Origin of the sequence: Streptomyces finlayi, from assembly GCF_014216315.1 — a bacterium.
Lineage (GTDB): Bacteria > Actinomycetota > Actinomycetes > Streptomycetales > Streptomycetaceae > Streptomyces > Streptomyces finlayi_A.
The window spans coordinates 2,129,348-2,154,323 of record NZ_CP045702.1 but is presented as its reverse complement, the minus strand read 5'-3'; the positions used below and the strand labels follow the sequence as shown (position 1 = coordinate 2,154,323).

General features: G+C 69.5%; 19 protein-coding genes and 1 pseudogene. 5 read left to right on the top strand and 15 right to left on the bottom strand.

The genetic code is table 11. The annotated features are described in order from the left end of the window. Positions 1-134: 134 nt before the first annotated feature. The gene (locus tag F0344_RS09665) at positions 135-1,160 is read left to right on the top strand and encodes an ATP-dependent 6-phosphofructokinase (protein ID WP_185298386.1); all 1,026 of its coding nucleotides are present in this window, start codon (positions 135-137) and stop codon (positions 1,158-1,160) included. Between the two features lie 111 nt (positions 1,161-1,271). Here F0344_RS09665 and F0344_RS09660 read toward each other — a convergent pair whose 3' ends face one another. The 3 genes from F0344_RS09660 to F0344_RS09650 form a co-directional block, all read right to left on the bottom strand. Then, positions 1,272-1,895: a helix-turn-helix domain-containing protein gene (locus tag F0344_RS09660; RefSeq protein ID WP_185302600.1), complete on the bottom strand. Its 624-nt coding sequence runs from the start codon at positions 1,893-1,895 to the stop codon at positions 1,272-1,274. 162 nt (positions 1,896-2,057) lie between these two features. Then, positions 2,058-2,732, bottom strand: a complete 675-nt coding sequence (locus tag F0344_RS09655; protein ID WP_185298385.1) for a response regulator — start codon at positions 2,730-2,732, stop codon at positions 2,058-2,060. Next, positions 2,729-4,408 (bottom strand): sensor histidine kinase, encoded by a 1,680-nt coding sequence (locus F0344_RS09650; protein WP_185298384.1) that lies wholly within the window; start codon positions 4,406-4,408, stop codon positions 2,729-2,731. Before F0344_RS09650 ends, F0344_RS09655 begins: the two co-directional genes overlap by 4 nt. A gap of 159 nt (positions 4,409-4,567) precedes the next feature. Between F0344_RS09650 and F0344_RS09645 the strand changes: the two genes are divergently transcribed. Further along, complete coding sequence (locus F0344_RS09645; RefSeq protein WP_185298383.1) at positions 4,568-5,923, top strand: cation:dicarboxylate symporter family transporter; 1,356 nt, start codon at positions 4,568-4,570, stop codon at positions 5,921-5,923. A 258-nt stretch (positions 5,924-6,181) separates the two neighbouring features. Then, entirely contained in the window at positions 6,182-7,378 is a 1,197-nt protein-coding gene (locus F0344_RS09640) for a serine hydrolase domain-containing protein (RefSeq protein ID WP_185298382.1), read from the top strand. Between the two features lie 125 nt (positions 7,379-7,503). On the opposite strand, the gene F0344_RS09635 is transcribed toward F0344_RS09640, so the two are convergent. Beyond that, entirely contained in the window at positions 7,504-8,694 is a 1,191-nt protein-coding gene (locus F0344_RS09635) for an MFS transporter (RefSeq protein WP_185298381.1), read from the bottom strand. Positions 8,695-8,824: 130 nt separating this feature from the next. Between F0344_RS09635 and F0344_RS09630 the strand changes: the two genes are divergently transcribed. After that, complete coding sequence (locus F0344_RS09630; RefSeq protein WP_185298380.1) at positions 8,825-9,229, top strand: MerR family transcriptional regulator; 405 nt, start codon at positions 8,825-8,827, stop codon at positions 9,227-9,229. A gap of 3 nt (positions 9,230-9,232) precedes the next feature. Beyond that, a complete protein-coding gene (gene trxA, locus F0344_RS09625) occupies positions 9,233-9,625 on the top strand; it encodes a thioredoxin (protein WP_308460912.1) in 393 nt (130 codons plus the stop codon). 15 nt (positions 9,626-9,640) lie between these two features. Here the strand turns inward: trxA and F0344_RS36770 are convergent. The 11 genes and pseudogenes from F0344_RS36770 to F0344_RS09570 all read right to left on the bottom strand — a co-directional run. Then, positions 9,641-9,758, bottom strand: a pseudogene (locus F0344_RS36770) (transposase); the annotation flags it as partial. A gap of 89 nt (positions 9,759-9,847) precedes the next feature. After that, positions 9,848-11,485 (bottom strand): hypothetical protein, encoded by a 1,638-nt coding sequence (locus F0344_RS09615; protein WP_185298379.1) that lies wholly within the window; start codon positions 11,483-11,485, stop codon positions 9,848-9,850. An 8-nt stretch (positions 11,486-11,493) separates the two neighbouring features. Next, positions 11,494-12,474: a histidine decarboxylase, pyruvoyl type gene (locus F0344_RS09610; protein ID WP_185298378.1), complete on the bottom strand. Its 981-nt coding sequence runs from the start codon at positions 12,472-12,474 to the stop codon at positions 11,494-11,496. Between the two features lie 39 nt (positions 12,475-12,513). Continuing rightward, positions 12,514-13,926 (bottom strand): C45 family autoproteolytic acyltransferase/hydolase, encoded by a 1,413-nt coding sequence (locus tag F0344_RS09605; protein WP_185298377.1) that lies wholly within the window; start codon positions 13,924-13,926, stop codon positions 12,514-12,516. Positions 13,927-14,259: 333 nt separating this feature from the next. After that, positions 14,260-14,472, bottom strand: coding sequence for a DUF397 domain-containing protein (locus F0344_RS09600; RefSeq protein ID WP_185298376.1), 213 nt, complete (start codon positions 14,470-14,472; stop codon positions 14,260-14,262). Then, positions 14,469-15,290 carry a helix-turn-helix domain-containing protein gene (locus F0344_RS09595; protein ID WP_185298375.1) on the bottom strand — a complete coding sequence of 274 codons (822 nt, stop codon included), beginning with the start codon at positions 15,288-15,290 and terminating at the stop codon, positions 14,469-14,471. The genes F0344_RS09600 and F0344_RS09595 overlap by 4 nt, the downstream gene beginning before the upstream one ends. Positions 15,291-15,386: 96 nt before the next feature. Further along, positions 15,387-16,394 carry a MarR family transcriptional regulator gene (locus F0344_RS09590; RefSeq protein WP_258049807.1) on the bottom strand — a complete coding sequence of 336 codons (1,008 nt, stop codon included), beginning with the start codon at positions 16,392-16,394 and terminating at the stop codon, positions 15,387-15,389. A gap of 502 nt (positions 16,395-16,896) precedes the next feature. Then, positions 16,897-19,323, bottom strand: a complete 2,427-nt coding sequence (gene glgB / locus F0344_RS09585) for a 1,4-alpha-glucan branching enzyme (protein WP_185298374.1) — start codon at positions 19,321-19,323, stop codon at positions 16,897-16,899. Between the two features lie 61 nt (positions 19,324-19,384). Then, positions 19,385-20,896: a maltokinase N-terminal cap-like domain-containing protein gene (locus tag F0344_RS09580; protein ID WP_185298373.1), complete on the bottom strand. Its 1,512-nt coding sequence runs from the start codon at positions 20,894-20,896 to the stop codon at positions 19,385-19,387. A gap of 228 nt (positions 20,897-21,124) precedes the next feature. After that, entirely contained in the window at positions 21,125-22,849 is a 1,725-nt protein-coding gene (gene treS / locus F0344_RS09575; protein WP_185298372.1) for a maltose alpha-D-glucosyltransferase, read from the bottom strand. Continuing rightward, the gene (locus tag F0344_RS09570) at positions 22,846-24,897 is read right to left on the bottom strand and encodes an alpha-1,4-glucan--maltose-1-phosphate maltosyltransferase (RefSeq protein ID WP_185298371.1); all 2,052 of its coding nucleotides are present in this window, start codon (positions 24,895-24,897) and stop codon (positions 22,846-22,848) included. The genes treS and F0344_RS09570 overlap by 4 nt, the downstream gene beginning before the upstream one ends. Between the last annotated feature and the right edge of the window lie 79 nt (positions 24,898-24,976).

Sequence of the window (24,976 nt, the reverse complement as noted above, 5' to 3'; positions counted from 1 at the left end):
ACCGGTTCTTCCGCCGGCGCAGCCGAAAGCGCGGGGGGTGCGGCCGGCGTGGGACAATCGAGGTGGCTCACGGTACGGGGGTCTCTTCGAGGAGCCCTCCGCATGTACGGCTAGCGAGCAGGAGACCCAGCACGATGCGCATCGGAATTCTCACGGCGGGCGGCGACTGCCCCGGCCTGAACGCAGTGATCCGGTCGGTCGTGCACCGCGCGGTCGTGGGTCACGGCGATGAAGTCATCGGCTTCGAGGACGGGTTCAAAGGCCTGCTCGACGGCCACTTCCGCCCCCTCGATCTCAACGCGGTCAGCGGCATCCTGGCCCGGGGCGGAACCATCCTCGGCTCGGCCCGCCTGGAGCGCGACCGGCTGAGGGAAGCCGCCGAGAACTGCGACGAGCTGAGCCGCCGTTACGACATCGACGCGCTCATCCCGATCGGCGGCGAGGGTACCCTGACCGCCGCCCGGATGCTGTCGGACGCCGGTATGCCCGTCGTCGGTGTGCCCAAGACCATCGACAACGACATCTCCGCCACCGACCGGACCTTCGGCTTCGACACCGCCGTGGGCGTCGCCACCGAAGCCATAGACAGGCTCAAGACGACCGCCGAATCGCATCAGCGGGTGATGGTCGTCGAGGTGATGGGCCGGCACGCGGGGTGGATCGCGCTGGAGTCCGGCATGGCGGGCGGTGCGCACGGGATCTGCCTGCCCGAGCGTCCGTTCCAGGTCGACGACCTGGTCAAGATGGTCGAGGAACGCTTCGCGCGCGGCAAGAAGTTCGCCGTGATCTGTGTGGCGGAGGGCGCGCACCCGGCCGAGGGCTCCATGCCGTACGCCAAGGGCGAGATCGACAAGTTCGGCCACGAGCGCTTCACCGGTATCGGCAACCGCCTCGCCATCGAACTGGAGCGCCGGCTCGGCAAGGAGGCCCGGCCGGTCATCCTCGGACACGTGCAGCGGGGTGGCACACCGACCGCGTACGACCGGGTGCTCGCGACCCGCTTCGGCTGGAACGCCGTCGAGGCGGTCCACCGGGGCGAGTTCGGCAGGATGACGGCGCTGCGGGGCAACGACATCGCCATGGTCCCGCTCGCCGACGCGGTGACCCGGCTCAAGACCGTCCCGGCGGACCGGATGTACGAGGCCGAGTCGGTCTTCTGACCCGGACCATGTACGAGGCCGAGTCGGTCCTTCCGACCTGGACCGGATGTACGAGGCCGAGTCGGTCCTTCGGACCTGGGACCGGGCTCGGACCGGTACGGCCCCGGGCGGCTACACGCCCGCCGTGCGCCAGAAGTGCTCGACGATCCGGGCCAGGAAGGCGCGGCCCGAGTCGCCCGTCGTCTCCGGGCGCTGCGTGTCCGCGCTGCTCCAGCTCAGGGTCGACACCATCAGCGCCTGGTAGTCGGCGTGCAGCTGCTCCAGCACGCTCTGGATCAGGACCCGGTCCAGCTGTACGAGTTTGGTGACCGGGCGCACATAGGCCTGCCAGCGTGTCGTCACCGCGCTGTTCAGCAGCTCGGCCAGTTCCTCGTTCCGGCCGCTCGCGGTCAGGAACTGCGCGGCCGACAGCTCCAGTGCCTCGCACAGGGCGGCGGACTGCCGTTCGTTGCCGCGCCAGCGGTTCGACTCCTCCATCCGCTGGTACGAGGCGCCGCTGAGCCCCGTCCGCCCGGCCAGCTCCTCGACCGAGAGGCCCTGGGTCAGCCGGTGCTCCCGCAGGGTGGAGGCGGCGGAGAGCAGCTCGCCCGGCGCGCACCACAGCACACCGGCGAGCGCCGTCAGCTCGCGGTCGGTGGGCGTCGCGGTACCCCGCTCCCAGGCGATCACCGTCTCCGGTGGGAGCCGGAGGCCGTACTGAGCTGCGAGACCGTACGCGACATGACCTGGCGCCATCCCCAGAGCCTCGCGAAGTCGGCGCGCGGCGGGGGCGTTGAAGGGCGGAGTGGGGTGCACGGCCCCACCGTAAGAGCCTGCGGACCCCCTGGCTACGGCCGGTTCCGCCCAGATCACCCTTCGTAGGAAGCTACTAGGACGAACCGGGCCGTTCCGATGCGGTCAGTGGCCCTCCGGAACCCAGCGGTAGTGCAGCTCCGGGCGCCCGACCTGCCCGTAATGCGGTCTGCGCGCCGCGCGGCCCGTCGTCACCAGATGTTCCAGATAGCGGCGGGCCGTGATCCGCGAGATGCCCAGCGCCTCGCCCGCCGCCGCTGCCGTCAGCCCCTGCCCGGCGGACCGCAGGGCAAGGGTCACCGCCTCCAGCGTGGGACCGCTCAGCCCCTTGGGGAGCGCCGACGGGTGGGAGACCCGCAGCGCGCCCAGGGCCCGGTCCACCTCCTCCTGGCCGCTCGCCTCACCCGCCGCCGCACGGAACTCCGCGTACCGCACCAGCCGGTCCCTGAGGGTGGGGTACGTGAACGGCTTCAGCACGTACTGCACGACACCGAGCGACACCCCTTCCCGCACCACCGCGAGATCACGCGCCGACGTCACGGCGATGACGTCGGCCGCGTGCCCGGCGGCCCGCAGCGAGCGCAGCAGCTGAAGGCCGTGCCCGTCCGGCAGGTACAGGTCCAGGAGCAGCAGATCCACCGGCGTACGGTCCAGGGCCCGCGCAGCCTCCGCGCGCGAGTGCGCCACCGCCGCCACCTCGAAGCCCGGCACCCGGTCCACGTACAGCTGGTGGGCGTCCGCCGCCACCGGGTCGTCCTCGACGACCAGCACCCGGATCACGCGGTGACCTCCTCGCCCGTACGGTCCCGCAGCGGGAGCCGCACCGTGAACTCGGCACCGCCCTCCGCGCCCCGGCCGAGCGAGACCGTCCCGCCGTTGCGCTGCGTCGCCTGCCGTACGAGGGCGAGCCCGAGACCGCGTCCGGCGCCGCGCGTCGACCAGCCGCGCCGGAAGACCTCGTCGGCGTCGTCGGGGCCGATGCCCGCACCGGTGTCCGCGACCCGCAGCAGCAGTTCGCGGTCGCCGGCGAGCGCCGTCACCGTGACCCGGGCCCGCGAGCCGGAGCGCGGGGACGGGACGGCCACCGCGAGGCCGGGCTCCGCGCCCACCGCGCCCGGGCCGCCGGTCGCCGCCTCCGAGGCGGCGTCGACCGCGTTGTCGATCAGATTGCCGAGGATGGTCACCAGATCGCGCTGCGCCAGCGTCGGGGGCAGCGCCCCGTCGTCGATGAGGCTGTTGTCGGCGAGCACCAGCTCCACGCCCCGCTCGTTCGCCTGCGCCGCCTTGCCGAGCAGCAGCGCGGCCAGCACCGGTTCGGCGACCGCGCCGACGACCCGGTCGGTGAGGACCTGGGCCAGTTCCAGTTCCGCCGTGGCGAAGTCCACCGCCTCCTCGACGCGGCCCAGTTCGATCAGGGACACGACCGTGTGCAGCCGGTTCGCCGCCTCGTGCGCCTGGGAGCGCAGGGCCTGTGTGAAGCCGCGCTCCGAGTCCAGCTCCCCGGAGAGGGCCAGCAGTTCCGTGTGGTCCCGCAGGGTCACCACGGTGCCCCGCTGCTCCCCGCCCACCACCGGGCGGGTGTTGACGACGATCACCCGGTCCGCGGCGAGATGCACCTCGTCGACCCGCGGCTCGGAGGCGAGCAGCGCGCCGGTCAGCGGGGCGGGCAGCTCCAGCTCGGCCACGGTGCGGCCGACCGCGCCCGGTCCCAGGCCGAGCAACTCCCCGCCCGCGTCGTTGATCAGAGCGATCCGGCGCCGCCCGTCGAGCATCAGCAGACCCTCGCGGAGCGCGTGCAGCGTGGCCTCGTGATAGTCGTGCATCCGGCTCAGCTCGCCCGCGTTCATACCGTGCGTGTGGCGCCGCAGCCGGGCGTTGATCACATACGTGCCGAGGCCGCCGAGAGCCAGCGCCCCGCCCGCCGCGAGACCCAGGGCACCCAGCTGTTCACGTACCTGGGTGGAGACCCGCTCCACGGTGATGCCCGCGCTGACGAGCCCGGTGATCCTGCCGCCGTCCATGACCGGGGTCACGACCCGTATCGAGGGCCCGAGCGTGCCGGTGTACGTCTCCGTGAACGTCTCACCGCGCAGTGCCTGCGCGGTGTGTCCGAGGAACGTCTCGCCGATCCGCTCGGGGTCCGGATGCGTCCAGCGGACCAGCCGCGGATTCATGATCGTGACGAAGGCGATCCCGGTCTCCTCGCGGACCTGCTCCGCGTACGGCTGGAGCACGGCCGAGGGGTCCGGAGAGCGGATCGCCTCCCGCACGGACGGGGAACCGGCCACCGCGACCGCCGCGGCCCGCACCTGCCGGGCGGCGGTCTCCTCCGCCTGGGCGCTCCCCGAGGCGTACGCGAAGAACGCGCACCCGGCGACGACAGCGGCCACCAGCACGACCTGCATGGCGAAGAGCTGTCCGGCCAGGCTCCGGGGGCGGGTAAGGGGGAGGCGCATGCCGTCCAGTCTGCATGCCGGGTCCGCCCGGCGGGAGGTGGCTTGAACTCGCCTGTGAACGATATGAACGCAAGGGTGACGGGGGTCACAGGGAGATGGATAGTCGCCGAGGCCCCCAGGGACGGGGGAGCGACCGCGACATCAGCCGAGGAGGCCCCCGTGGCAACTGCAGCCGCAAGGCGGGACCGGACCCATTATCTCTACCTGGCCGTGATCGGAGCCGTGGTTCTCGGCGTTCTCGTGGGCTTCGTGGCCCCCGGGGTGGCCGTGGAGCTCAAGCCCGTCGGTACGGGTTTCGTGAACCTGATCAAGATGATGATCTCGCCGATCATCTTCTGCACGATCGTGCTGGGCGTCGGCTCCGTGCGCAAGGCCGCCAAGGTCGGTGCCGTCGGCGGTCTCGCCCTCGGCTACTTCCTGGTCATGTCGACGGTCGCCCTGGCCATCGGCCTGATCGTCGGCAACATCCTGGAGCCCGGCTCCGGTCTGCACATCACCGAGGCGGCCCGCGCCGCGGGTGAGAAGCAGGCGGCGGGCGCCGGCGAGTCGACCGTGGACTTCCTGCTCGGCATCATCCCGACCACCATGGTCTCCGCCTTCACCGGCGGCGAAGTCCTCCAGACACTGCTCATCGCGCTGCTCGCGGGCTTCGCACTCCAGGCGATGGGCGCGGCCGGCGAACCGGTCCTGCGCGGCATCGGCCACATCCAGCGCCTCGTCTTCCGGATCCTCGCCATGATCATGTGGGCCGCCCCGGTCGGCGCGTTCGGTGCGATGGCCGCCGTGGTCGGCGAGACCGGCCTCGACGCGCTGAAGTCCCTGGCGATCATCATGATCGGCTTCTACATCACCTGCGCGCTCTTCGTCTTCGTGGTGCTCGGCACGATCCTGCGGCTCGTCGCCGGGGTCAATCTGCTGTCGCTGCTGAAGTACCTGGGCCGCGAGTTCCTGCTGATCCTGTCCACCTCCTCCTCGGAGTCGGCCCTGCCCCGGCTCATCGCGAAGATGGAGCACCTGGGCATCAGCAAGCCCGTCGTCGGCATCACCGTGCCGACCGGCTACTCCTTCAACCTCGACGGCACCGCGATCTACCTCACGATGTCCTCGCTCTTCATCGCCAACGCGATGGGCGACCCGCTGACCGCGAGCGAGCAGATCTCGCTCCTGGTCTTCATGGTGATCGCGTCGAAGGGCGCCGCGGGCGTCACCGGCGCCGGTCTCGCCACCCTCGCGGGCGGCCTCCAGTCGCACCGCCCCGAACTGGTCGACGGCGTCGGCCTGATCGTCGGCATCGACCGCTTCATGAGCGAGGCCCGCGCCCTGACGAACTTCGCGGGCAACGCGGTCGCCACGGTCCTGGTCGGCACCTGGACCAAGGAGATCGACAAGGACCGTGTCGGTGAAGTCCTCGCCGGCCGGATGCCGTTCGACGAGAAGACGCTCACCGACGACGCCGAGACGGACAGTGCGGTCCCCGAGCCCCGTGAGGCCGGCGAGGTGCCCGCGAAGGTCTGACGGACGGGGCGCAAGGGCGGGCGGCAGCACGGATCGCGGCGGCGGAATCTTCTGCGCGTCCGGAGGCGGGCAGTGGCCGGCAGGTGGTCGCGAGTGTGGCCGGTACGGGGCTCCGTACCGGCCACACCTGTTCCCGGGCCACCCCGCATGGATCCGTACGAGTGGACTCGTCCGGACGCACAACGGAACGGGGGCCTCGGGCAAGGGCCCGGATGGTGCTGTTGTCGTCCGAAGCCCCTGAACCGGAAGGCGTCCGACATGAGACGTACCCCCTCCCGCCGTCTGCTCGCCGCGGCCCTGCTCGTGGCGTCCGTGCTTGCCCCGATGGCGGGGACTCCCGCCACGGCTGTCCACGCAGGCGTCGACCGGTACGACCAGGACGACTGCCCCCCGGACGGTCTGCGGCCCGAGTTGGCCGCCCGGCTGGACAGGGCCGTCGAGGACGTCCGCCGGCAGGCCGGCATCCCCGGCGTCGTCGTCGGACTGTGGATGCCGGGCAAGGGAAGTTATGTCCGCGCGACCGGTGTCGCGGACACCGCCACCCGCAAGCCGATGACCCCCGACGTGTTCCTGAGGATCGGCAGCGAGACCAAGACGTTCACGGTCACCGCGCTGCTCGAGCTCGTCGACGACGGAAAGGTGCGGCTGGACGACCCGATCTCCGCCTACATCGACGGCGTGCCCAACGGTGACCGGATCACGCTGCGTCATCTCGCAGAGATGCGCAGCGGCCTGTTCCCGTACAGCGCCGACCCGGACTTCGATCACGATCTCCTGAGCGACCCGAGCCGCACGTTCACCCCGCAGGAGGTGCTCGCGTACGGCTTCAAGCACAAGAACACCTTCCGCCCGGGGAAGCAGTTCCAGTACTCCAACAGCAACCTCGTCCTCCTCGGCCTCGTGATCGAGAAGGTCAGCGGTCACCGGCTCGCCGACTTCATCGACAGGAGGGTGCTCCGACCGGCCCACCTGCGCCACACACTGTTCCCGAAGGGCGCGGAGTTCCCCGAACCGCACCCACGCGGGTACACCGACCAGACTCTGAGCGGTGAGGTCACCGACTCCACGAACTGGAACCCCAGTTGGGCCTGGGCGGCCGGAGCCATGATCTCGGACCTGCACGACCTGCGTCGCTGGGCGAAGACCGTCGCCACCGGCACGCTACTCAGCCCGGAGACCCAGGCCGAGCGGCTCAAGACGCTGCCGACGGGCTTTCCCGGCACGAGTTACGGCCTCGGCATCATGAAGAGCGGCGGCTGGATCGGGCACAACGGCTCCATCCCGGGATACGAGACCGTGACCGTCTACCTGCCCTCGCAGAAGGCGACCTTGGTGCTCATGCTCAACACCGACATCACCTCACAGGGCCAGGAGCCCTCCTCGCTGCTCGCCAGGGCGATCACCGAGATCGTGACGCCGGGCAACGTGTACGACCGCCCGGTTCCCCCGCGCTAGGACGACCCGGCCCGGGGAGCCCGGCCGACCGTGGAGCCGACGGTCACGTCCCAGGTGATCAGGCCCAGCGCGTCGGCCCTCGGCGTGGAGTCGGAGCAGTCGGGTGACGATCCGGGGGGCTGGGTTCATGTCCCGGCCCGCACCGGGTGCCGGAGCAGGTAGACAGCTGCCGTCGAGACCAGGGCGGCCATGCAGACGATGAAGACCAGCCCCGCCCCCTCCAGACCGATCGGACCGGACAGAAACCCCACGCCGATCACCGGAACCGAGATGCCCGCGTACGCCACCACGAACAGCGTGGAGACCACCGACGCACGACGGTCCGCAGGAGATGCCTCGGTCACCGCGGACAGCGCCCCGCGAAAGGACAGTCCCTGCCCGGCCCCGCCGACGAGGGCGCTCAGTACCACCAGCAGCAGCAGATCCCAGTACAGCGCGCCCGCGAGAAGTGCGAGCCCGGCGAGAAGACCGGCGCAGCCCAGCGGCAGCGACCGGGCCGCACCGACCCGGCCGACCGCCAGCTGGCCCGCGGTCGAGGAGAAGAAGGCGAGCGCGACGACGCTGCCGCTCACGGCGTGGTTGCGCACGTCCAGGGACTGTGCGAGGAACGCCGGGCTGACGGACGTGAACACCCCGAACAGTGCGAACCCCACGAACGAGGCGGCCGCGGCAGGACCGAACACCGCCCGCACCTGTGGGGGCAGGCCGGGGCGCTGCGGCCGCACGGCGCTCAGCGGCCGCCGCTCGCGTACGGTCTCCGGCAGCCACCACAGGACGGCGGCCGAGCCGGCCACCAGCGCGAGGTGTACGGCGAACGGCAGGTACAGCGGCCAGGCGGCGTACTGCGCGAGCACTCCGGCGAGCAGCGGACCGCAGCCGAGCCCGCCCATGTTGGCGGCGGTCGCGACGAACGTGGCCCGGGAGGCACCGCCGGGCGGCGCCAGCTCCATCACGTACACCGTGGCGGCCCCGGTGAACAGGCCGGCGGACAGCCCCGACAGCAGCCGCCCCGCACAGAGCCAGCCCAGCCCCGTGGCGGACAGGAAGCAAACGGCGCTCGCCGCCGCGAGTACCAGTCCGCACAGCAGTACCGGCTTCCTGCCCACGGCGTCCGAGACGTTGCCCGCCAGCAGCAGCACACCGATGACCCCGAAGGCGTACACGGCGTACACCACGGTGACCAACAGCTCGGAGAAGCCGAACTTCTCCTGGTAGAGGCCGTACAGCGGGGTCGGCAGGGTGGTGCCGATCATGCACACGGCAAACACCGCCCCGCCGAGCCCGCACCGGCGCCACGCTCGACGATCACCGTCCATGCGGCCGACGCTAGCCGCCGAACCGCCCATTGCCGGAACGACGTGCCCGACGCGCCGTCACCAGGTGACGGCACGGATCTCGGCGCCGGAGCCTTGCCTTGACGTCCGCGTCAAGGATTACGGTCGACATATGCGAATCGGGGAGCTGGCCGAGCGGGCAGGGACGACCACGCGGACTCTGCGCTACTACGAGTCACGCGGGCTGCTTCACGCACGGCGGGCGGTGAACGGCTACCGCACGTACGACGAGAACGATCTGCGGATGCTCCAGCAGATCCGGACCCTGCAGGACTTCGGGTTCGATCTGGAGGAGACCCGCCCGTTCGTCGAATGCCTGCGCGCCGGCCACCCGGCCGGTGACGCATGCCCCGCCTCCCTCGCCGTCTACCGGCGCAAGCTCGGCGAACTCGACACGCTCATCGAGCAGTTGCAGACGGTCAGGGCGGAAGTGGGTACGCAGCTCGCCCGCGCCGAACTGGAGGCGTCGGCGTACCTGCCCGGCGGCCCCGAACCACGTTGCCAACTGGGAGGATGACGAATGACGCACGCAGAAGGTGTGGCCGAGGTCACCGACGCGACCTTCGAGGAGGAGGTGCTGGGAGCGGAGCTCCCGGTCCTGGTCGAGTTCACCGCGGACTGGTGCGGCCCCTGCCGTCAGCTCGCCCCGGTGCTCAGCGCGATCGCGGCGGAGGAGAGCGGCCGGATCAAGATCGTCCAGATCGACGTGGACGCCAACCCGGAGATCGCCTCCCGGTACGCGGTGCTCTCGATGCCGACGCTGATGGTGTTCCGGGACGGCGAACCGCGGAAGTCCATGGTCGGCGCCCGCCCCAAGCGCAAGCTGCTCCAGGAACTGGAGGACGTGCTCGCGCCGGCTTCCGGCCGGTCGCATTCGGTCCCGTCAGAGGCCCACCGAGTTCGTCGAGGATGACGCGGTGGAGAGGGATGACGCGGTGGAGCCTCGCCAAGACGCGGGCCCGGCTCCACTGGGCGAACCACCGGTCCGTCTGCCGACTCGGCCCGAACACCGGCGGAAGTTGCCGCCACGTGCAGCCCGACGTTGCACGAGACAGCCGGGCGCGTCGGGCCAAGGGGGACCGAGATCGAGCACTGGTTCGGCATGCTCGTCCGGAGCCCATCTGACCCCCAGGCGTCATGTCTGAAGTTTCCTATCGCAGATGGTCCAGGGGTAGAAGCCCAGAGCGGATGCCTTCGTGTTGAAGTCCTTCACCGCGCCTGCCTTCGCGACGGCATGCTGTTGGAGCTGTCCGTAGCGGATTCCGTCGATGGCGTAGGCAGGGGCGTAGCCGGGCTGGGCGAGGAAGGTGAAGCATTCGCCGAACAGGAACTCCTCGGTCAGGCCGGTCTGTTCGCTCGCCTGGTCGAGGAAGTCCACGAATGTGCGCCACCCCATGTTGACCTCGACATCGCACATCGCCCGCAGATGGCGCACCACGCGCCAGATGTAGGTCTCCAACTGGGCGGCGCGGATCGCCTGGGACTGTTGACAGGTGGTCTGCCCGTACAGGTTCAGGTACCTGTGCTGTGTGTCGGTGAGACCGGAGTGCCCGACGATGTCGGCCGCCGCATGCCAGAAGTCCCATTCGCGCCAGAACGCCTGCCCCTCTGTGAGCGGCACCTGCATCGGCCCGGCGAGGTTGAGCAGGGGAGAGCCGGCGCGCTGGGCCGAGAGGACGAAGTTGATGCCGTGCGAGTACTCGTGGACCACGACGTTGAGCATCGTGAGCAGGGCGCTGGTTTTGTCCTCGGTGTAGTAGAGACACGATTGCGGCTTGGCCGTCAGGAAGTCGACCGCGATGTCCTGCCCGCCTGTGATCATGGGCACCAGGAAGGGCGGTGTCGGGCTCAGACTGAGCCCATCGGGGACCTCGAGGAGGTACGTGTCGGCGAAGTTCGCGCAGGTCTTCGCCGCGTCCTTGACCGAGGTGGCGCCCACCGGCCACTTGCGGCCGGCTTCGGCCCACACCTCGCCCACGGAGGAGCCGCGTGGCAGCTTCAGCAGCGACGCGAGTTCGGCGGCCAGGGCCTTCACGATGGTCAGGTCCTGGCCGAGCCAGGTGGTCGCGGTCGTGTCGAGGTCCGCGGCGCTGGGGGCGAAGTCGTACAGGTCGGCGAGGAGCTGTGGGTATCCGTCGGTGTACGTGGGAGCGACGGTGTGCTCCCGCAGGACGTGGATCACGGTCGGTATGTCGTCCGCGTCGAGTCCCTTGAACGATCCGTCCACCGTCTGCTTGAAGTGATCCAGCTTCTTGAGGACGGTGTCGATCTTCGCCGAGTGGTCCTTTTCGAGGATCCGCATGGTGGCGTCGCAGTAGGCGGCCGCGGTGAGGCACTGCCTGCGGTGGGTGACGTCCAGCGGGATCTTGGTCAGCCGGTCCGTCTCGAAGTCGATCTTCTTGGCGGCGCTGTCGAGGAAGCCCGGGAGCCAGCCTTTGGGGTCGGGGCGGCCGAACTCCGTGTTGAGGAGCTTGATGTAGAAAGCGCCGTCGCCGCAGTCCTGGACGGCCGCGCCTGGCTGTGGCCAGGCGAGCTGTGTGGCGAGCAGGGTCAGCTGCTTGTCGGCGGTCGTGCGCAGGTCGGCGTCGGAGATCTCCGACAGGCGCTTGCGCAGGGCGCCGATCTTGGCATTGGCCTCGTGCACCGCGTCCGTGGTGGGGATGAAGAGGTGAGCGATGTCCTTGTTCTGCGGCCAACCGGATGTGTACCCGGCGACAGGGCAGAGCTCCGCCCACTGGTTGGTGATGTCCTTCTCGAGCTGGGTGACGGTCATCGCATCTCCTACGGTGCGCCGACGATCTCGCGGTCCTTGAAGGGGTAGGGCTGGAGCTTGTCACTCCACAGCGCCGACTGCCACGCTGTGAGCTTGCTGTCGACGAGCTTGTCCGTCGTCCACTGATTCGGGACATCGTGCTGGGCGAGCAGGACGTACGGGGCGCAGGCGAGCGCGGAGCCCACCTCGCCGGGCGCGGCGTACACGGCGCGGCTGACGGCGTACATCTTCGAGTAGGCCTTCTTGCGGTAGTCCGCTCCGCACAGCTGGACGCTTTTCGCGACGGCGTATTCGTGTTTCAGGAGCAGGTCGCTGACTTGGTCGCCGGTGGGGAAGACGGTCTTCACCGCATGCCCATCCTTGTCGTACGTCTCGTACGGACGCGCGGGGAATTCGCCGCAGTCCTCGATGAACAGGTTGCTCTCCCTGGGGTCATCGGCGATGGCGATCGCTATGAAGGCCCAGGCGTAGGAGGGCCCGCGTACGGTGATGTTCTTGTTGGCGCAGATGACATGTGCTCCTGGAAGGGGCGGGTGCCGTGGGACGTCGACGCTGCCGAAGAGCCGGTAGGTCGCGTCGAGCAGGGGGGTGGCGTCGTAGACGTCCAAGGGTTTGCCACCGTTGGCGGGGATCGAGAAGACCTTGGTCGTGGGGAGTTCTGCTTGTGCGAGGTGGTACCCCCACAGGGCTCCGTTCAGGCCGCAGAATGAGGAGGCGGTGCCCATGTTGATCTGGCTGATGTTGGCGTCGGCCGCCTCACATCGGTCGTAGGACACGATGTTCTCGGTGCCCTCGTCCAGGATGTCGGCATCACTGATGCCCACCGTGCCCACAGAGAGCTTCATGGTCGCGACGTATCCTGTGCCCTGTGAAGAGGACACCGGGTCGGTGCCCACGGGGTTGAGGTAGCCCATGGCGTAGTCCTCCATGGGACCTATGGCGTTCTTCACCACCGACTTGATGTCGCCGGGTTTCGGGTTGTTCGGCATGTCGTCTCCCTTTCCAGCTCGGGCTCTCGACCCTGTCGTTCACCGCTTCGGGGGGAAGGTGGTCCATTTCCGGGTGGGCCGGTCGTGCAACCAGTCCGCCAGCCAGTCGTACTGCGGGTGCGTCGCCAGGAAGTCCTTGGCATCGAAGGGGAGGCCGCAGGAGTTGCCCCAGCGGGCCTGGAACGTCATGTTCGCTGCCATGTCGCTGTCCATGACCTTCCCGTCGTTGGCCCCGTAGGGGTAGAAGGGCTCCCGGCCGTGGTTGCCGGCACGGCCGTCGTCGAGGTCGAGATGCCCGCAGATCGACCGTGAACCGGGGCGGATCGCGTTGTCGCAGTAGACATCGTGGTGATCCGCGATCACTTTCTCGGCCTGCTCGGCGGTCATCCGGACGGAGTTTCCCAGCAGTTGGCCGAAACGCACGCGCCGGGCGCCGTTGCCGCGGATGTCGGAATATGCGCCGGGACCGGAGGTCTCCTGGTTGCGCACTTTGAGGTTCGAGGCGACGTTGCAGCAGGCGAAGTATCCATCGGTGCGCTCCTCGGAGCCGTGATAGGCCGTACCCACGTCGATGCGGGCGATCCTCTTGTTTGCGCTCTTGGCCTCTCCGACGAGCCACGTGTTGGCGTAGCCCCCGTTGTTCCCTTCGAGCATCAACTGTTGCCATGTCTCGATGCTGTCGCCGTACTGGGCCGCCTTCCGGGAACGCTGGAACTCGGGGGATTTGCCCTTGAGGAAGTGTCCGGTGAAGCCCCCGATGGTGGTCTCGCAGATCATCAGCCCCGCGTCGGTCACCACCCAGTCCGCGCCGCTGGTGATGTAGCCGGGGGCCGCTTGCATCAGCATGCGATGTCCCTTGCCCTTGGGCGGGACGATATCGAGGATGATGTTGTAACACTCGGCGACGGAGTAACGGTCCCAGGTGTTGTGGGCCATCACGATCTTCCCGCCGTCGCTGGCCGCCCCGGTGGTGGCGAAGGCACTGCATCGCCCCGGGGAGCTTCTGACGCGCGTGCCGACGGGCTCTTCCTTTGGCGGATCCAGGGGCCACCACGTGCCGACCAGTTCGTTGTACGCGTTCCAGGCGATCAGCACCTCCTCGGTGATGGGGACCTTTCTCTTGGGTGTGACCGAGGGATTTCCGCCACTCGTAGCGCCCTTGACGATGCCCTTGATTTCGTCCAGGTATTCGTCGTCGATGGTGTAACCGGTGAACTTGCCGTGTGCGTCGTAGGTGCCGAACGCCTCCTTGGCTATAGCGGCGAAATTCGTCAGGTGTTCGCCGGTGTCCCACTCAGCCATGAAGTCACCGACGTCGAGGGCGTCTCGCAGTTCCTTCGCCAGTGCCTTCCCGTGCTGTTCGCCGCGCTGCTTCGCGTCTCCCTCGAGCCGGACGTAAATCCAGCCCTCTTCCGGCACCGGTTCGCCCGGCGGCACAATCTTGTCGTCCATGGGATATCCGCCCATTCACGAGTCATCGTGTGTCGCCCCCGGGTCAGCCGCTCCCCAGCCCGCGTCCCCCGCTGGCGGCCAAACCCTCCCGTATCACCGTAAGGCAACTCGCGAGCCCTCGCGCGACGGGGCGGTGACAACGATCTGCCTTGCCCACCCCCGGTTTTGTGGGGGACGCAATCGCACAACGACGGACCGTGATCGTGTTCGGGGCCACGTCGGGCTGCGCGTGGCATCCACTGCCGTCCCGCCCCATGTCCACATCAACGACCCGGACACGAAGTAGTCAATTGATCGGCCGGACACGTCCCAGGCCGGCATCGTCGCGCTGGGTCAGGCGACCGGCCGCCATGACGCCGACGTATCTGCCGCCGATGTGACGAAGGCAGCCCATGCGTGGGAGGGAAGAGTGAGGTGTGGGCCTGCAGCGTCCTTGGAGTCACGGACATGGACGCTGTTGGGGCGGGTGGCGACCTCGATGCAACTGTCGCCCTCCGAGCCGCTGTAACTGCTCTTGAACCAGTCCAGTTCGTCTGTGGTGCTCATAGCGTTCCTCGCATCCGCTGCAACAGGTCTGCCGAGTCCGCGGGGGACAGGGCCTGTGAGCGCATCTTGGCATAGCGCATCTGGAGCACACTGATGTCTTTTCGGTCCGCGATCAGTTGGCCGGTCTTCTGACCCTCCGAATATCCGAGCCACTGGTTCTTCGCTGTTTCCAGCAGCTGCAACGGGCCGTCTGTGCCCGCGTGTTGAGGCTGCCTGAGCGGCATGATCTGGATCTCGACATTCCATTGCTCAGCTCGCACGACGATCTGGTCCAGGACTCCGGTCGTGACCGCCTCGCCTCCAGTGTGCCGCAGCAGTATGGCCTCTTCGATGATGAAGCTGAACGCGATCGGCGGCCGGCGGGTCAGCAGGTCCTGACGCGCCAGACGGGCGGACAGCCGCTGCTCGACCTCCTCCTCTGTGGGCGGCGGCGGAACGTTCATCATGACCGCTCGCGCGTACGCCTCCGTCTGCAGCAGTCCCGGCACCACCCGGCACTCGTAGGTGCACAGACTCACCGCCGTCGCCTCCAGCTTCGCCCACATGCGGAACCAGGCCGCCAGGCCCGGCTGGCGTGAGAGATGCTGGGCTGCCGCCCGCAGCACCCCGAATGCCTCCAGCGCGTACTCCGCCCGGTCGACGAAGTCCTCGGGCGGGAAGCGGCGGCCCTGCTCGACGGAAGCGACGAAATGCGGTGAGTAGCTGACGAGCAGCGCCAACTGCTCCTGAGTGAGTGCGGCCCGCTCGCGGAAGACCTTCAGGATGGCGCCGAATGCCTTGAGGCTGTCGGATGGTTCGGGTTCGCTGATGGCTGTCATGGGATGCCCCTCTCGACGCGCTCATGCTCACGTTCGGTGACGGGCGCTGTCCACTGTGTGAGCTCGTACGCGGTTCCTGCGTACGAGTCGGCGAGGTCATGGGGTTCTGAGCATGTCGCGGAGGTGTGCGACGAGGGTGTGTACGTCGCGCTGGGCGACGGCTTCAGTGGCGGCCCGGCTGGTTGCAGGTTCTGTGGCCGTGTCCGCGCCTGCGGCGGGCTTGCGGCAGGTGCGGCAGAGGCCGTCGGGGAGAGCTTCCGGGGGGCCGGGAACGCCGCACTGGGTGCATTCCATCATCACGCTTCGGGGCGGTGCGCTGGTCGCGGCGGGGGCGGTGGGCAAGCGGGGTGGCAGCTTGTCCTTGAGCCTGCGGTGGACGAAACCCCTTGGTGAGTTGATCACTTCGGGCAGTCCGGCGGTCAGGGCCTGGATGAGGTAGGCGGGGGTCGCTCCCCTGTCCAGCCATTCGGTGGCCTGTTCCTCCAGTGCCTCGCAGTCGGCTGCGGAGAGGGGCAGGCGTGGTTCCACGCATCCGAGTTGGGCCAGCGCACGGTAGGCGGGGGAGGCGGGGCTGCTTGCCGTTGGGACGGTCCGAGCCGCGTTCGGTTGCTTCGGTACGGCAGGGGCAGGGGCAGGGGCGGGGGCGGGCTGGACCGGGTCGGGCGAGATGGGGGCCTTCGGGGGCAGGCCGGCGGGCGCTGTCTCCGCCGCCAGGTGGGTGGCCCACCACTCGTTGTCGTGGGCGGTGCGGGACCAGTAGGTGCGGAACACCCAGCGGACCTGGTCGCTCGCACCCACCAGGCAGCGGACGCGCCGCAGATGGCCCGCCACGGACAGGGCGGTCAGTGCGGTGCTGACGGCCTGCTGGCCGTAGAGCGGGAGTTGCCTGGCCAGGGTCTTCACGCTCATCGACGCGCCCTCGGGCAGGCGGTCGATGAACGCGGCGATGTGCTGCTCCCGCCCCGGGAGCAGTGCGAAGGCCTCGGTGGGCGGGGTCCGGAGTTGGTCCGGGGCGGAGCGCTTGCCGTAGCCGGGCTTGGCCATCGGGCACGGGAGTGAAGACACGTGCGCGGGCAGGGCGGCGCTAAGGTTTGTGGCAGCCACGGGATCGCCTCTTTCGATCTTGGGGTGAGACCCCGGCGTGGTGCTGAGAACACCGTGTCGGGGTCGTTTCGTTTCCGGAACCGTAAGCAGCCGTGACGCCGCGTCGCAAGTCGGTCGCGAATAGTCACACTTGATCGCCGTTACGGGGTGGGGAGGGTGGGGTGGTTTCAACCTCCCCTACTGACCAACCAGTTGAAGAAGGCGCTCGCATCCCGAAGCTCGCGTCCCGGCGCCTGGGTCCCGAGCTGCGAGCATCGGTCGCGTTCCCCTCGTCCGTACGCACGAAAGAGTGAGGCGCCGGTCCCGCAACTCGTCTCCCGAGCTTCGGGGTTCGAGCGTCGGGTGACCATTCCTCTGTGCAGGCCCCATGCGATCGCGCGAAGGGGCACGGCCGCGACTCCCGGGCGAGCACCTTCGAAGCGCTGGGCGGGGAGTGAGGGAGGGCCCGCACCGGCGTACGCGGTGCGGGCCCCCTCAGCGGGCCGGACGTGGGCTCAGCCGGTCACGCCGGCCGGAAGTACACCGTGGCCAGCGGCGGCAGCGTCAGGAGGACGCTTTCCTGCCTGCCGTGCATGGTCACCGCCTCCGGCTTCAGCGGCTCCTCGTTGCGGACGTCGCTGCCGCCGTAACGGGCCGCGTCCGTGTTGATGACCTCCACCCAGCTCTCGAAGCCCTCCGGCACACCGACCCGGTAGTCCTGGCGCACCGCCGGTGAGAAGTGCGAGATCGCCAGGAGCGGCGAGCCGTCCGCGTCGTACCGCAGGAACGAGAACACGTTGTCCTCGGACGCGTTCCCGTCGACCCAGGCGAAACCCTCCGGCACGGTGTCACGCTGCCAGAGGGCGGGTACGGCGCCGTACACCGCGTTCAGATCCCCCACCAGGGTGCGTACGCCGCGGTGGTCGTCCGAGGCCTCGTACGAGGAGTCGACCAGCCACCAGTCGGGGCCGTGCCCTTCGGACCACTCCGCCCCCTGGGCGAACTCCTGCCCCATGAAGAGGAGTTGCTTGCCCGGGTGCGCCCACATGAAGCCCAGGTAGGCGCGGTGGTTGGCACGCTGCTGCCACCAGTCGCCCGGCATCTTGCTGACCAGCGCCTGCTTGCCGTGCACCACCTCGTCGTGCGAGATCGGCAGGACGTAGTTCTCGCTGTACGCGTACACCATCGAGAAGGTCATCTCGTTGTGGTGGTACTTGCGGTGCACCGGCTCCTTGCCGATGTACACCAGCGAATCGTGCATCCAGCCCATGTTCCACTTCAGGCCGAAGCCGAGACCGCCCTGGTCCGTGGGGCGGGTGACGCCGTCCCAGGCGGTGGACTCCTCCGCGATCGTGACGACCCCGGGGTTGCGCCGGTAGACGGTCGCGTTCATCTCCTGGAGGAAGGCGACGGCGTCCAGGTTCTCCCGGCCACCGTGCTCGTTCGCCGACCACTGGCCGTCCTCGCGGGAGTAGTCGAGGTAGAGCATCGAGGCGACCGCGTCGACCCGCAGGCCGTCGATGTGGAACTCCTCGCACCAGTACGTGGCGTTGGAGACCAGGAAGTTGCGCACCTCCTTGCGGCCGTAGTCGAACTCCAGCGTGCCCCAGTCGGGGTGTGCGGCCCTGGACGGGTCCGAGTGCTCGTACAGCGGGCGGCCGTCGAACTCCGCGAGCGCCCAGTCGTCACGCGGGAAGTGCGCGGGCACCCAGTCGACGATGACCCCGATGCCCGCCTGGTGCAGGGCGTCGACGAGATACCGGAAGTCGTCGGGGCCGCCCATGCGCGAGGTCGGGGCGTAGAAGCCGGTGACCTGGTAGCCCCAGGAGCCGCCGAAGGGATGCTCGGAGACCGGCATCAGCTCGACGTGCGTGAAGCCGAGGTCGCGTACGTAGGCGGGAAGCTGCGCGGCGAGCTGGCGATACGTCAGCCCCGGGCGCCAGGAGGGGAGGTGGACCTCGTACGCCGAGAACGGGGCCTCGTGCACCGGGCGGTCGCCCCGGTGCGCCATCCAGTCCGCGTCCTGCCACTGGTGGTGCGAGGCCGTCACCACCGACGCGGTGGCGGGAGGGACCTCCGTCCGCCGGGCCATCGGGTCGGCCCGCATCGTGTGCGAGCCGTCGGGGCGGCAGATGTCGAACTTGTACAGGGCGCCCTCGCCGATCGCCGGGACGAACAGTTCCCACACGCCCGTCGATCCGAGCGAGCGCATCGGGAGGCCCTTGCCGTCCCAGTAGTTGAAGTCCCCGGCGACCCGCACCCCGCGGGCGTTCGGCGCCCACACGGTGAAGCGCGTACCGGTCACGCCCTGGTGCTCCATCGGCTGGGCGCCGAGAGCGGTCCACAGCTCCTCGTGCCGCCCCTCGCCGATCAGATGGAGGTCGAGTTCGCCGAGTGCGGGCAGGAAGCGGTAGGGGTCGTCGACCTCCGTCTCGTTGTCCTCGTAGGCGACCGCGAGCCGGTACGCGGGGATCTCGGACAGGGGCAGGACCCCGGCGAAGAAGCCGTCGCCGTCCTCATGCAGCTCCGCCCGCACTCCATCGGCGAGCACGGTCACCGAACGCGCGAAGGGCCGCAGCACGCGGAACTCCACCCCGCCGCCGGTCGGATGCGCGCCCAGTACGTCGTGCGGGGCGTGGTGCTCACCGGCGAGCAGCCGGGCCCGGTCCCCACCGTCCAGGGCGACGGCGGGAAGTACGCCCTTGCCGGCACCGCCCCGCCCGGGGCGTGGCGGCGTGGCGGCCGTCCGCTTGGCGCGGGCGCGCTTGGCCGGTGGCGCGGCGGCCGCGGCGGGTGTCGCGGGTGCTGCGGGCGCTGCCGGCGCGGCGGGTGCGGTCGGTGCGGAGACCTCGGTGGTCACCGGCTTCTGGACGGGTGGAGCCTCGATGGGATTCGACGTCATGCGGGACGGCTTGCGGGACGGCTTGCGGGACGGCTTGCGGGCGGTCACAGGGACTGCCTCCTCGGAGGGGGAGAGAAGCGGAGGGGAGAGGGAGGGGAAGCGGGGTGGATCAGTCGGTCGCCGCGGCCAGGCGCTGGATCGCGGCCATCGGCACCGGCAGCCAGTCGGGCCGGTTCCGTGCCTCGTACAGCACCTCGTACACCGCCTTGTCGGTCTCGTAGGCGCGGAGCAGTTCCGGTTCGCCGCGCGGGTCGGAACCCGCGGCCTGTGCGTATCCCTCGCAGTACGCGGCGCGGCAGCGCGCCGCCCACGCGTCGTCCCACGGGCGGTGCGAGCGGGCCGCGTAGTCGAAGGAGCGGAGCATTCCCGCGACATCGCGCACCGGTGGCTGCGGACGGCGGCGTTCCGGAAGGGGCCGGGCGGGCTCCCCCTCGAAATCGATCAGTGACCAGAAACCGTCCTCGGCGCACAGCGTCTGGCCGAGATGGAGATCGCCGTGGACCCGCTGGACCGCGCAGCCGCTGTCCCCGCGGCCGAGGGCGGCGACGGCGTCGAAGGCGGTGAGCAGCCCCGGCACATACGGCACGAGCGCCGGTACGGCCCCGGCGGCGGCCTCCAGCCGCCCCGTCATCCCGTCGGCGAGCTGCCTGGTCTGCGAGAGGCTCAGCGCCGGAGTCGGCAGCGCCGCGGCGAGCGCGATGTGGACCTCGGCGGTGGCCCGGCCGAGTGCGCGGGCCTCCGGTACGAAGTCCCGGCCCGCCGCGAGTGCGCCGAGGGCGAGCTGCCATCCGTCCCTCGCGCCGCGCAGGAAGGGTTGCAGCACCCCGAGCGTCACCGGCTGCGGGGTGGTGGCCTCGAACCAGGCGACCGGGGCGGGTACGCGGCGGCAGCCTTCGCGGGAGAGGGCGAGTGGCAGCTCCAGATCGGGGTTGGTGCCCGGGAAGACCCGGCGGAAGATCTTGAGGATGTGGGAGTCCCCGTAGACGAGCGAGGAGTTGGACTGCTCCGTGTCGAGCAGGCGGGGCGTGAGCCCGGCCGGGATCGCGGTGGTCCCGTCGAAGCGGAGCGGGCCGAGGGTGCCGGGACGGCGGAACCGTTCCAGCAGGAGTTCGGCGACACGCGGGTCGTGCAGGCCCTCGTAGACCGTGCGGCCGGCCAGCGGGCCGTCCTGGACCCGCCCGATGCGGGCGGCGGCCAGCCGTGGCGGAAGCATGGCCCGCACCCCGAGCAGGAGTTGGTAGCAGTCGCCGGGGGCGTCCGTCGGCAGACCGGGCTGGTGGGCCCTGACCAGCAGGTGGAGCAGTCCGGGTCCCGTACCGGCGAAGCGCGCAGGCAGTATCTCGGTCGCCGAGACGAGCGAGAAGTGGGTGACCGGCTGTCCCTTGCCCGCGAACCAGCGCCGGCCCGGCAGCCAGGCGTGGAGCAGGGGGGCGAGGGAGGACAGCAGGTCCTCGCCGGCGGCCGTGCTCATGGGCGTATTCGTCGCTGTGCTCGCTGTCGTGTTCGTGCCGGCGGTCGTGCTCGTGCCGGCGCTCGCGACCGCCGGCGTGCTCGCACTGGTTGTCGTGCTCTTCGTCTTTCTCTTCGATGTGGCGACTCGAGTGGATGCAGCCTCCGACATGGCATCGCGTCCTTTCCCCGGGCACACCACAGGATGCGAAGAGTGTCCCGGATTGCGGCAATGGCTGTCCGGCTGTGCGGGACGTGTCGGGAGAGGAAAAGTCCGTACGGACTCGATCTTTGACCCCGAAAGAGCCGGAGGATCCCGGAAGAGCTCGATATGGGGGAGAGTGCCCCCTGCGGGGCGGCGGAAACCGCCCCGCGAGAGGTCGAACGCGACTGCTCGCCGTCAGACGACGGGCGGGTCCTTCCGCAGCCGGAACCAGTAGAAGCCGTGCCCCGCGAGGGTGAGCAGGTAGGGCCACTGGCCGATGGCCGGGAAACGTACCCCGCCGATCAGCTCCACCGGATGACGGCCGCCGTACGTCCGCAGATCCAGTTCCGTCGGCTGCGCGAACCGGGAGAAGTTGTGGACGCAGAGCACCAGATCGTCGGTGCCGTCGCCGTTGGGCGGGGCCTCCCGGATGAAGGCCAGGACAGCCGGGTTCGAGGACGGCAGCTCCGCGTACGAGCCCGTCCCGAACGCGTGGTTCTGCTTGCGGATCTCGATCATCCGCCGCGTCCAGTGCAGCAGTGAGGACGGCGAGGCCATCGACGCCTCGACGTTGGTGACCTGGTAGCCGTAGACCGGGTCCATGATCGTGGGGAGGTACAGCCGTCCCGGATCGCTGGAGGAGAATCCGGCGTTCCGGTCGGGGGTCCACTGCATCGGGGTGCGTACCGCGTCCCGGTCGCCGAGCCAGATGTTGTCGCCCATGCCGATCTCGTCCCCGTAGTAGAGGATCGGGGAGCCGGGCAGGGAGAGCAGCAGGGCCGTGAACAGCTCGATCTGGTTGCGGTCGTTGTCCAGGAGGGGCGCGAGCCGACGGCGGATGCCGATGTTGGCCCGCATCCGCGGGTCCTTGGCGTACTCCGCGTACATGTAGTCGCGCTCTTCGTCCGTGACCATTTCGAGCGTCAGCTCGTCGTGGTTGCGCAGGAAGATGCCCCACTGGCAGTTCTTCGGGATCGCCGGGGTCTTCGCCAGGATTTCCGAGACCGGGTAGCGGCTCTCGCGCCGTACGGCCATGAAGATGCGGGGCATCACCGGGAAGTGGAATGCCATGTGGCACTCGTCCCCGCCGGTCTGGAAGTCACCGAAGTAGTCGACGACGTCCTCGGGCCACTGGTTGGCCTCGGCCAGCAGCACGGTGTCCGGGTAGTTGGCGTCGATCTCCTTGCGGACCCGCTTGAGGAAGTCGTGGGCCTCGGGGAGGTTCTCGCAGTTGGTGTTCTCGCGCTGGTAGAGATACGGCACGGCGTCCAGGCGGAAGCCGTCGATCCCCAGGTCGAGCCAGAAGCGCAGCGCCGAGATGATCTCCTCCTGCACCGCCGGGTTCTCGTAGTTGAGATCGGGCTGGTGCGAGAAGAACCGGTGCCAGTAGTACTGCTTGCGCACCGGGTCGAAGGTCCAGTTGGACGTCTCCGTGTCGACGAAGATGATCCGCGCGTCCTGGAACTGCTTGTCGTCGTCGGCCCAGACGTAGTAGTCGCCGTAGGGCCCCCCGGGGTCCGTGCGGGACTGCTGGAACCAGTCGTGCTGATCGCTCGTGTGGTTCATGACGAAGTCGATGATCACGCGCATGCCGCGCTGGTGCGCGGCATCGACGAACTCGACGAAGTCGGCGAGGTCACCGAACTCCGGCAGCACGGCGGTGTAGTCGGAGACGTCGTAACCGCCGTCACGCAGCGGCGACTTGAAGAAGGGCGGCAGCCAGAGGCAGTCGACGCCCAGCCACTGCAGGTAGTCGAGCTTGGACGTGATGCCCTTGAGGTCGCCGATGCCGTCGCCGTTGGAGTCCTGGAAGGACCGGACGAGGACCTCGTAGAAGACGGCACGCTTGAACCAGTCGGGATCGCGGTCCTTGGCGGGAGTGTCCTCGAACGTGTCGTGGACGGGCTCGTTGACGATCATGGTGTGGGTGACCCTCCGGTCGGCGGGGACGGTCGCAGAACGACGACGTGCGCGGGTGTGACACCCGGCTCCAGACGCACATAGAAGGTCCTGCCCCAGTGATAGGTGTCGCCGGTGAGCTCATCGCGCACCGGCACGCGCTCATGCCAGTCGAGGCAGAGCTGTGGCATGTCCAACGAGACTGTGGCCTCCTGGGTGTGGTGGGGGTCGAGGTTGACGACCACCAGGACGATGTCGGAACCCGAACGCTTGCTGTACGCGATCAGGGCCTCGTTGTCGACGGAGTGGAAGTGCACGTCGCGCAGTTGCTGGAGCGCCGGATGGCGTCGTCTGATCCGGTTGAGCGAGGTGATCAGCGGTGCCAGCGAACGGCCCTCGCGCTCGGCGGCCTCCCAGTCCCTGGGCTTGATCTCGTACTTCTCCGAGTGCAGGTACTCCTCGCTCCCGGGACGCACCGGGGTGTTCTCGCACAGCTCGAATCCCGCGTACACGCCCCAGGACGGGGCCAGGGTCGCGCCCAGGACGGCCCGCGCCTCGAAGGCGGGGCGGCCGCCCTCCTGGAGGTAACCGGGAAGGATGTCGGGGGTGTTCACGAAGAAGTTGGGCCGCATGTACGAGGCGGAGTCCCCCGAAAGCTCCGTGACGTACTCGGTGAGTTCCTGCTTCGTGTTACGCCAGGTGAAGTACGTGTACGACTGCTGGAAGCCGACCGCGGCGAGCGTGCGCATCATCGCGGGCCGGGTGAACGCCTCCGCCAGGAAGATCACGTCGGGGTCGGTGCGGTTGACCTCGCCGATCACCTTCTCCCAGAAGACCACCGGCTTGGTGTGCGGATTGTCGACGCGGAAGACGCGTACCCCGTGGTCCATCCAGAACCGCAGGACGCGGACGGACTCGGCGACCAGCCCCTGCATGTCCTTGTCAAAGGCGATCGGGTAGATGTCCTGGTACTTCTTGGGCGGGTTCTCCGCGTAGGCGATGGAGCCGTCGGGGCGGTGGTGGAACCACTCCGGGTGCTCGGTCACCCAGGGGTGGTCGGGGGAGCACTGGAGGGCGAAGTCCAGGGCGACCTCCATCCGCAGGGTGCGGGCCGTCTCGACGAAGTGGTCGAAGTCGGCCAGGGTGCCGAGTTCGGGGTGGACGGCGTCGTGGCCGCCCTCGGCCGAGCCGATCGCCCACGGCACACCCGGGTCGTCGGGGCCGGGGGTGAGGGTGTTGTCCGCGCCCTTGCGGTGGGTCGTGCCGATGGGATGGACGGGCGGGAGGTAGACGACGTCGAAGCCCATCGCGGCCACGGCCGGCAGCCGCTCCGCGGCCGTGCGGAACGTACCGCTGACGATCCGGGTGGTGGGCGGCAGCGGTTTCGCGGCCTTGCCCGCCCGGCCCTTCCTGGTGCCCCTGGGTGGCTTGACCTCCTCCACCCGGGCGCCCTCCGAGCGCGGGAACAGCTCGTACCAGGAGCCGTAGAGGGCCCGCCGGCGCTCCACGGTCAGGGGCAACGGGCGGGAGGCGGTGACCAGTTCGCGCAGCGGGTGGCGGGACAGTGCCTCCCCGGCGGCGCCGGCGAGCGCCGCGGCGAGCCGGGTGGCCGCCGGGCGGGTGGTGTCGCGCAGGGCGTCGGCGGCGGCGAGCACCGCCTCCCGGCCGTCCTGCTTCGGTACCTCCTCGGCGGCCCGCTCGTAGAGCGCGGCGCCCTCCGCCAGCACCAGCTCGGTGTCGATGCCCGCGGGGATCTTGATCCGGGCGGCGTGCCGCCAGGTGGCGACCGGATCGCTCCATGCCTCCACCGTGTAAGTCCACCGGCCTTCGGCCGATGGGGTGACGTCGGCGCCCCAGCGGTCCGTTCCCGGTGCCAGTTCACGCATCGGAGTCCAGGGACCGGGACGGCCGCTCGGGTCGTGCAGGACGACGTTGGCGGCCACCGCGTCATGGCCTTCACGGAAGACGGTGGCGGTGACCTGGAAGGTCTCACCGGCAACGGCTTTCGCCGGCCTTCTGCCGCAGTCGACGAGCGGACGGACGTCGAGGACGGGAATGCGACCGATCATGGAATCACCTGGGGGCCGGAGCTCGGGAGGCGCGGGGTACGGCGGTGCTGCGGAGAGCCGTACGGGTGCGACGCGCTTG

What these genes read in the sequence shown, in the direction of transcription:
- F0344_RS09665 (WP_185298386.1), top strand. Translation starts at nt 135, where the DNA reads ATGCGCATCGGAATTCTCACGGCGGGCGGCGACTGCCCCGGCCTGAAC.
- F0344_RS09660 (WP_185302600.1), bottom strand. Translation starts at nt 1,895, where the DNA reads ATGGCGCCAGGTCATGTCGCGTACGGTCTCGCAGCTCAGTACGGCCTC.
- F0344_RS09650 (WP_185298384.1), bottom strand. Translation starts at nt 4,408, where the DNA reads ATGCGCCTCCCCCTTACCCGCCCCCGGAGCCTGGCCGGACAGCTCTTC.
- F0344_RS09640 (WP_185298382.1), top strand. Translation starts at nt 6,182, where the DNA reads ATGAGACGTACCCCCTCCCGCCGTCTGCTCGCCGCGGCCCTGCTCGTG.
- F0344_RS09635 (WP_185298381.1), bottom strand. Translation starts at nt 8,694, where the DNA reads ATGGACGGTGATCGTCGAGCGTGGCGCCGGTGCGGGCTCGGCGGGGCG.
- F0344_RS09630 (WP_185298380.1), top strand. Translation starts at nt 8,825, where the DNA reads ATGCGAATCGGGGAGCTGGCCGAGCGGGCAGGGACGACCACGCGGACT.
- trxA (WP_308460912.1), top strand. Translation starts at nt 9,233, where the DNA reads ATGACGCACGCAGAAGGTGTGGCCGAGGTCACCGACGCGACCTTCGAG.
- F0344_RS09615 (WP_185298379.1), bottom strand. Translation starts at nt 11,485, where the DNA reads ATGACCGTCACCCAGCTCGAGAAGGACATCACCAACCAGTGGGCGGAG.
- F0344_RS09610 (WP_185298378.1), bottom strand. Translation starts at nt 12,474, where the DNA reads ATGCCGAACAACCCGAAACCCGGCGACATCAAGTCGGTGGTGAAGAAC.
- F0344_RS09605 (WP_185298377.1), bottom strand. Translation starts at nt 13,926, where the DNA reads ATGGACGACAAGATTGTGCCGCCGGGCGAACCGGTGCCGGAAGAGGGC.
- F0344_RS09600 (WP_185298376.1), bottom strand. Translation starts at nt 14,472, where the DNA reads ATGAGCACCACAGACGAACTGGACTGGTTCAAGAGCAGTTACAGCGGC.
- F0344_RS09595 (WP_185298375.1), bottom strand. Translation starts at nt 15,290, where the DNA reads ATGACAGCCATCAGCGAACCCGAACCATCCGACAGCCTCAAGGCATTC.
- F0344_RS09580 (WP_185298373.1), bottom strand. Translation starts at nt 20,896, where the DNA reads ATGTCGGAGGCTGCATCCACTCGAGTCGCCACATCGAAGAGAAAGACG.
- treS (WP_185298372.1), bottom strand. Translation starts at nt 22,849, where the DNA reads ATGATCGTCAACGAGCCCGTCCACGACACGTTCGAGGACACTCCCGCC.
- F0344_RS09570 (WP_185298371.1), bottom strand. Translation starts at nt 24,897, where the DNA reads ATGATCGGTCGCATTCCCGTCCTCGACGTCCGTCCGCTCGTCGACTGC.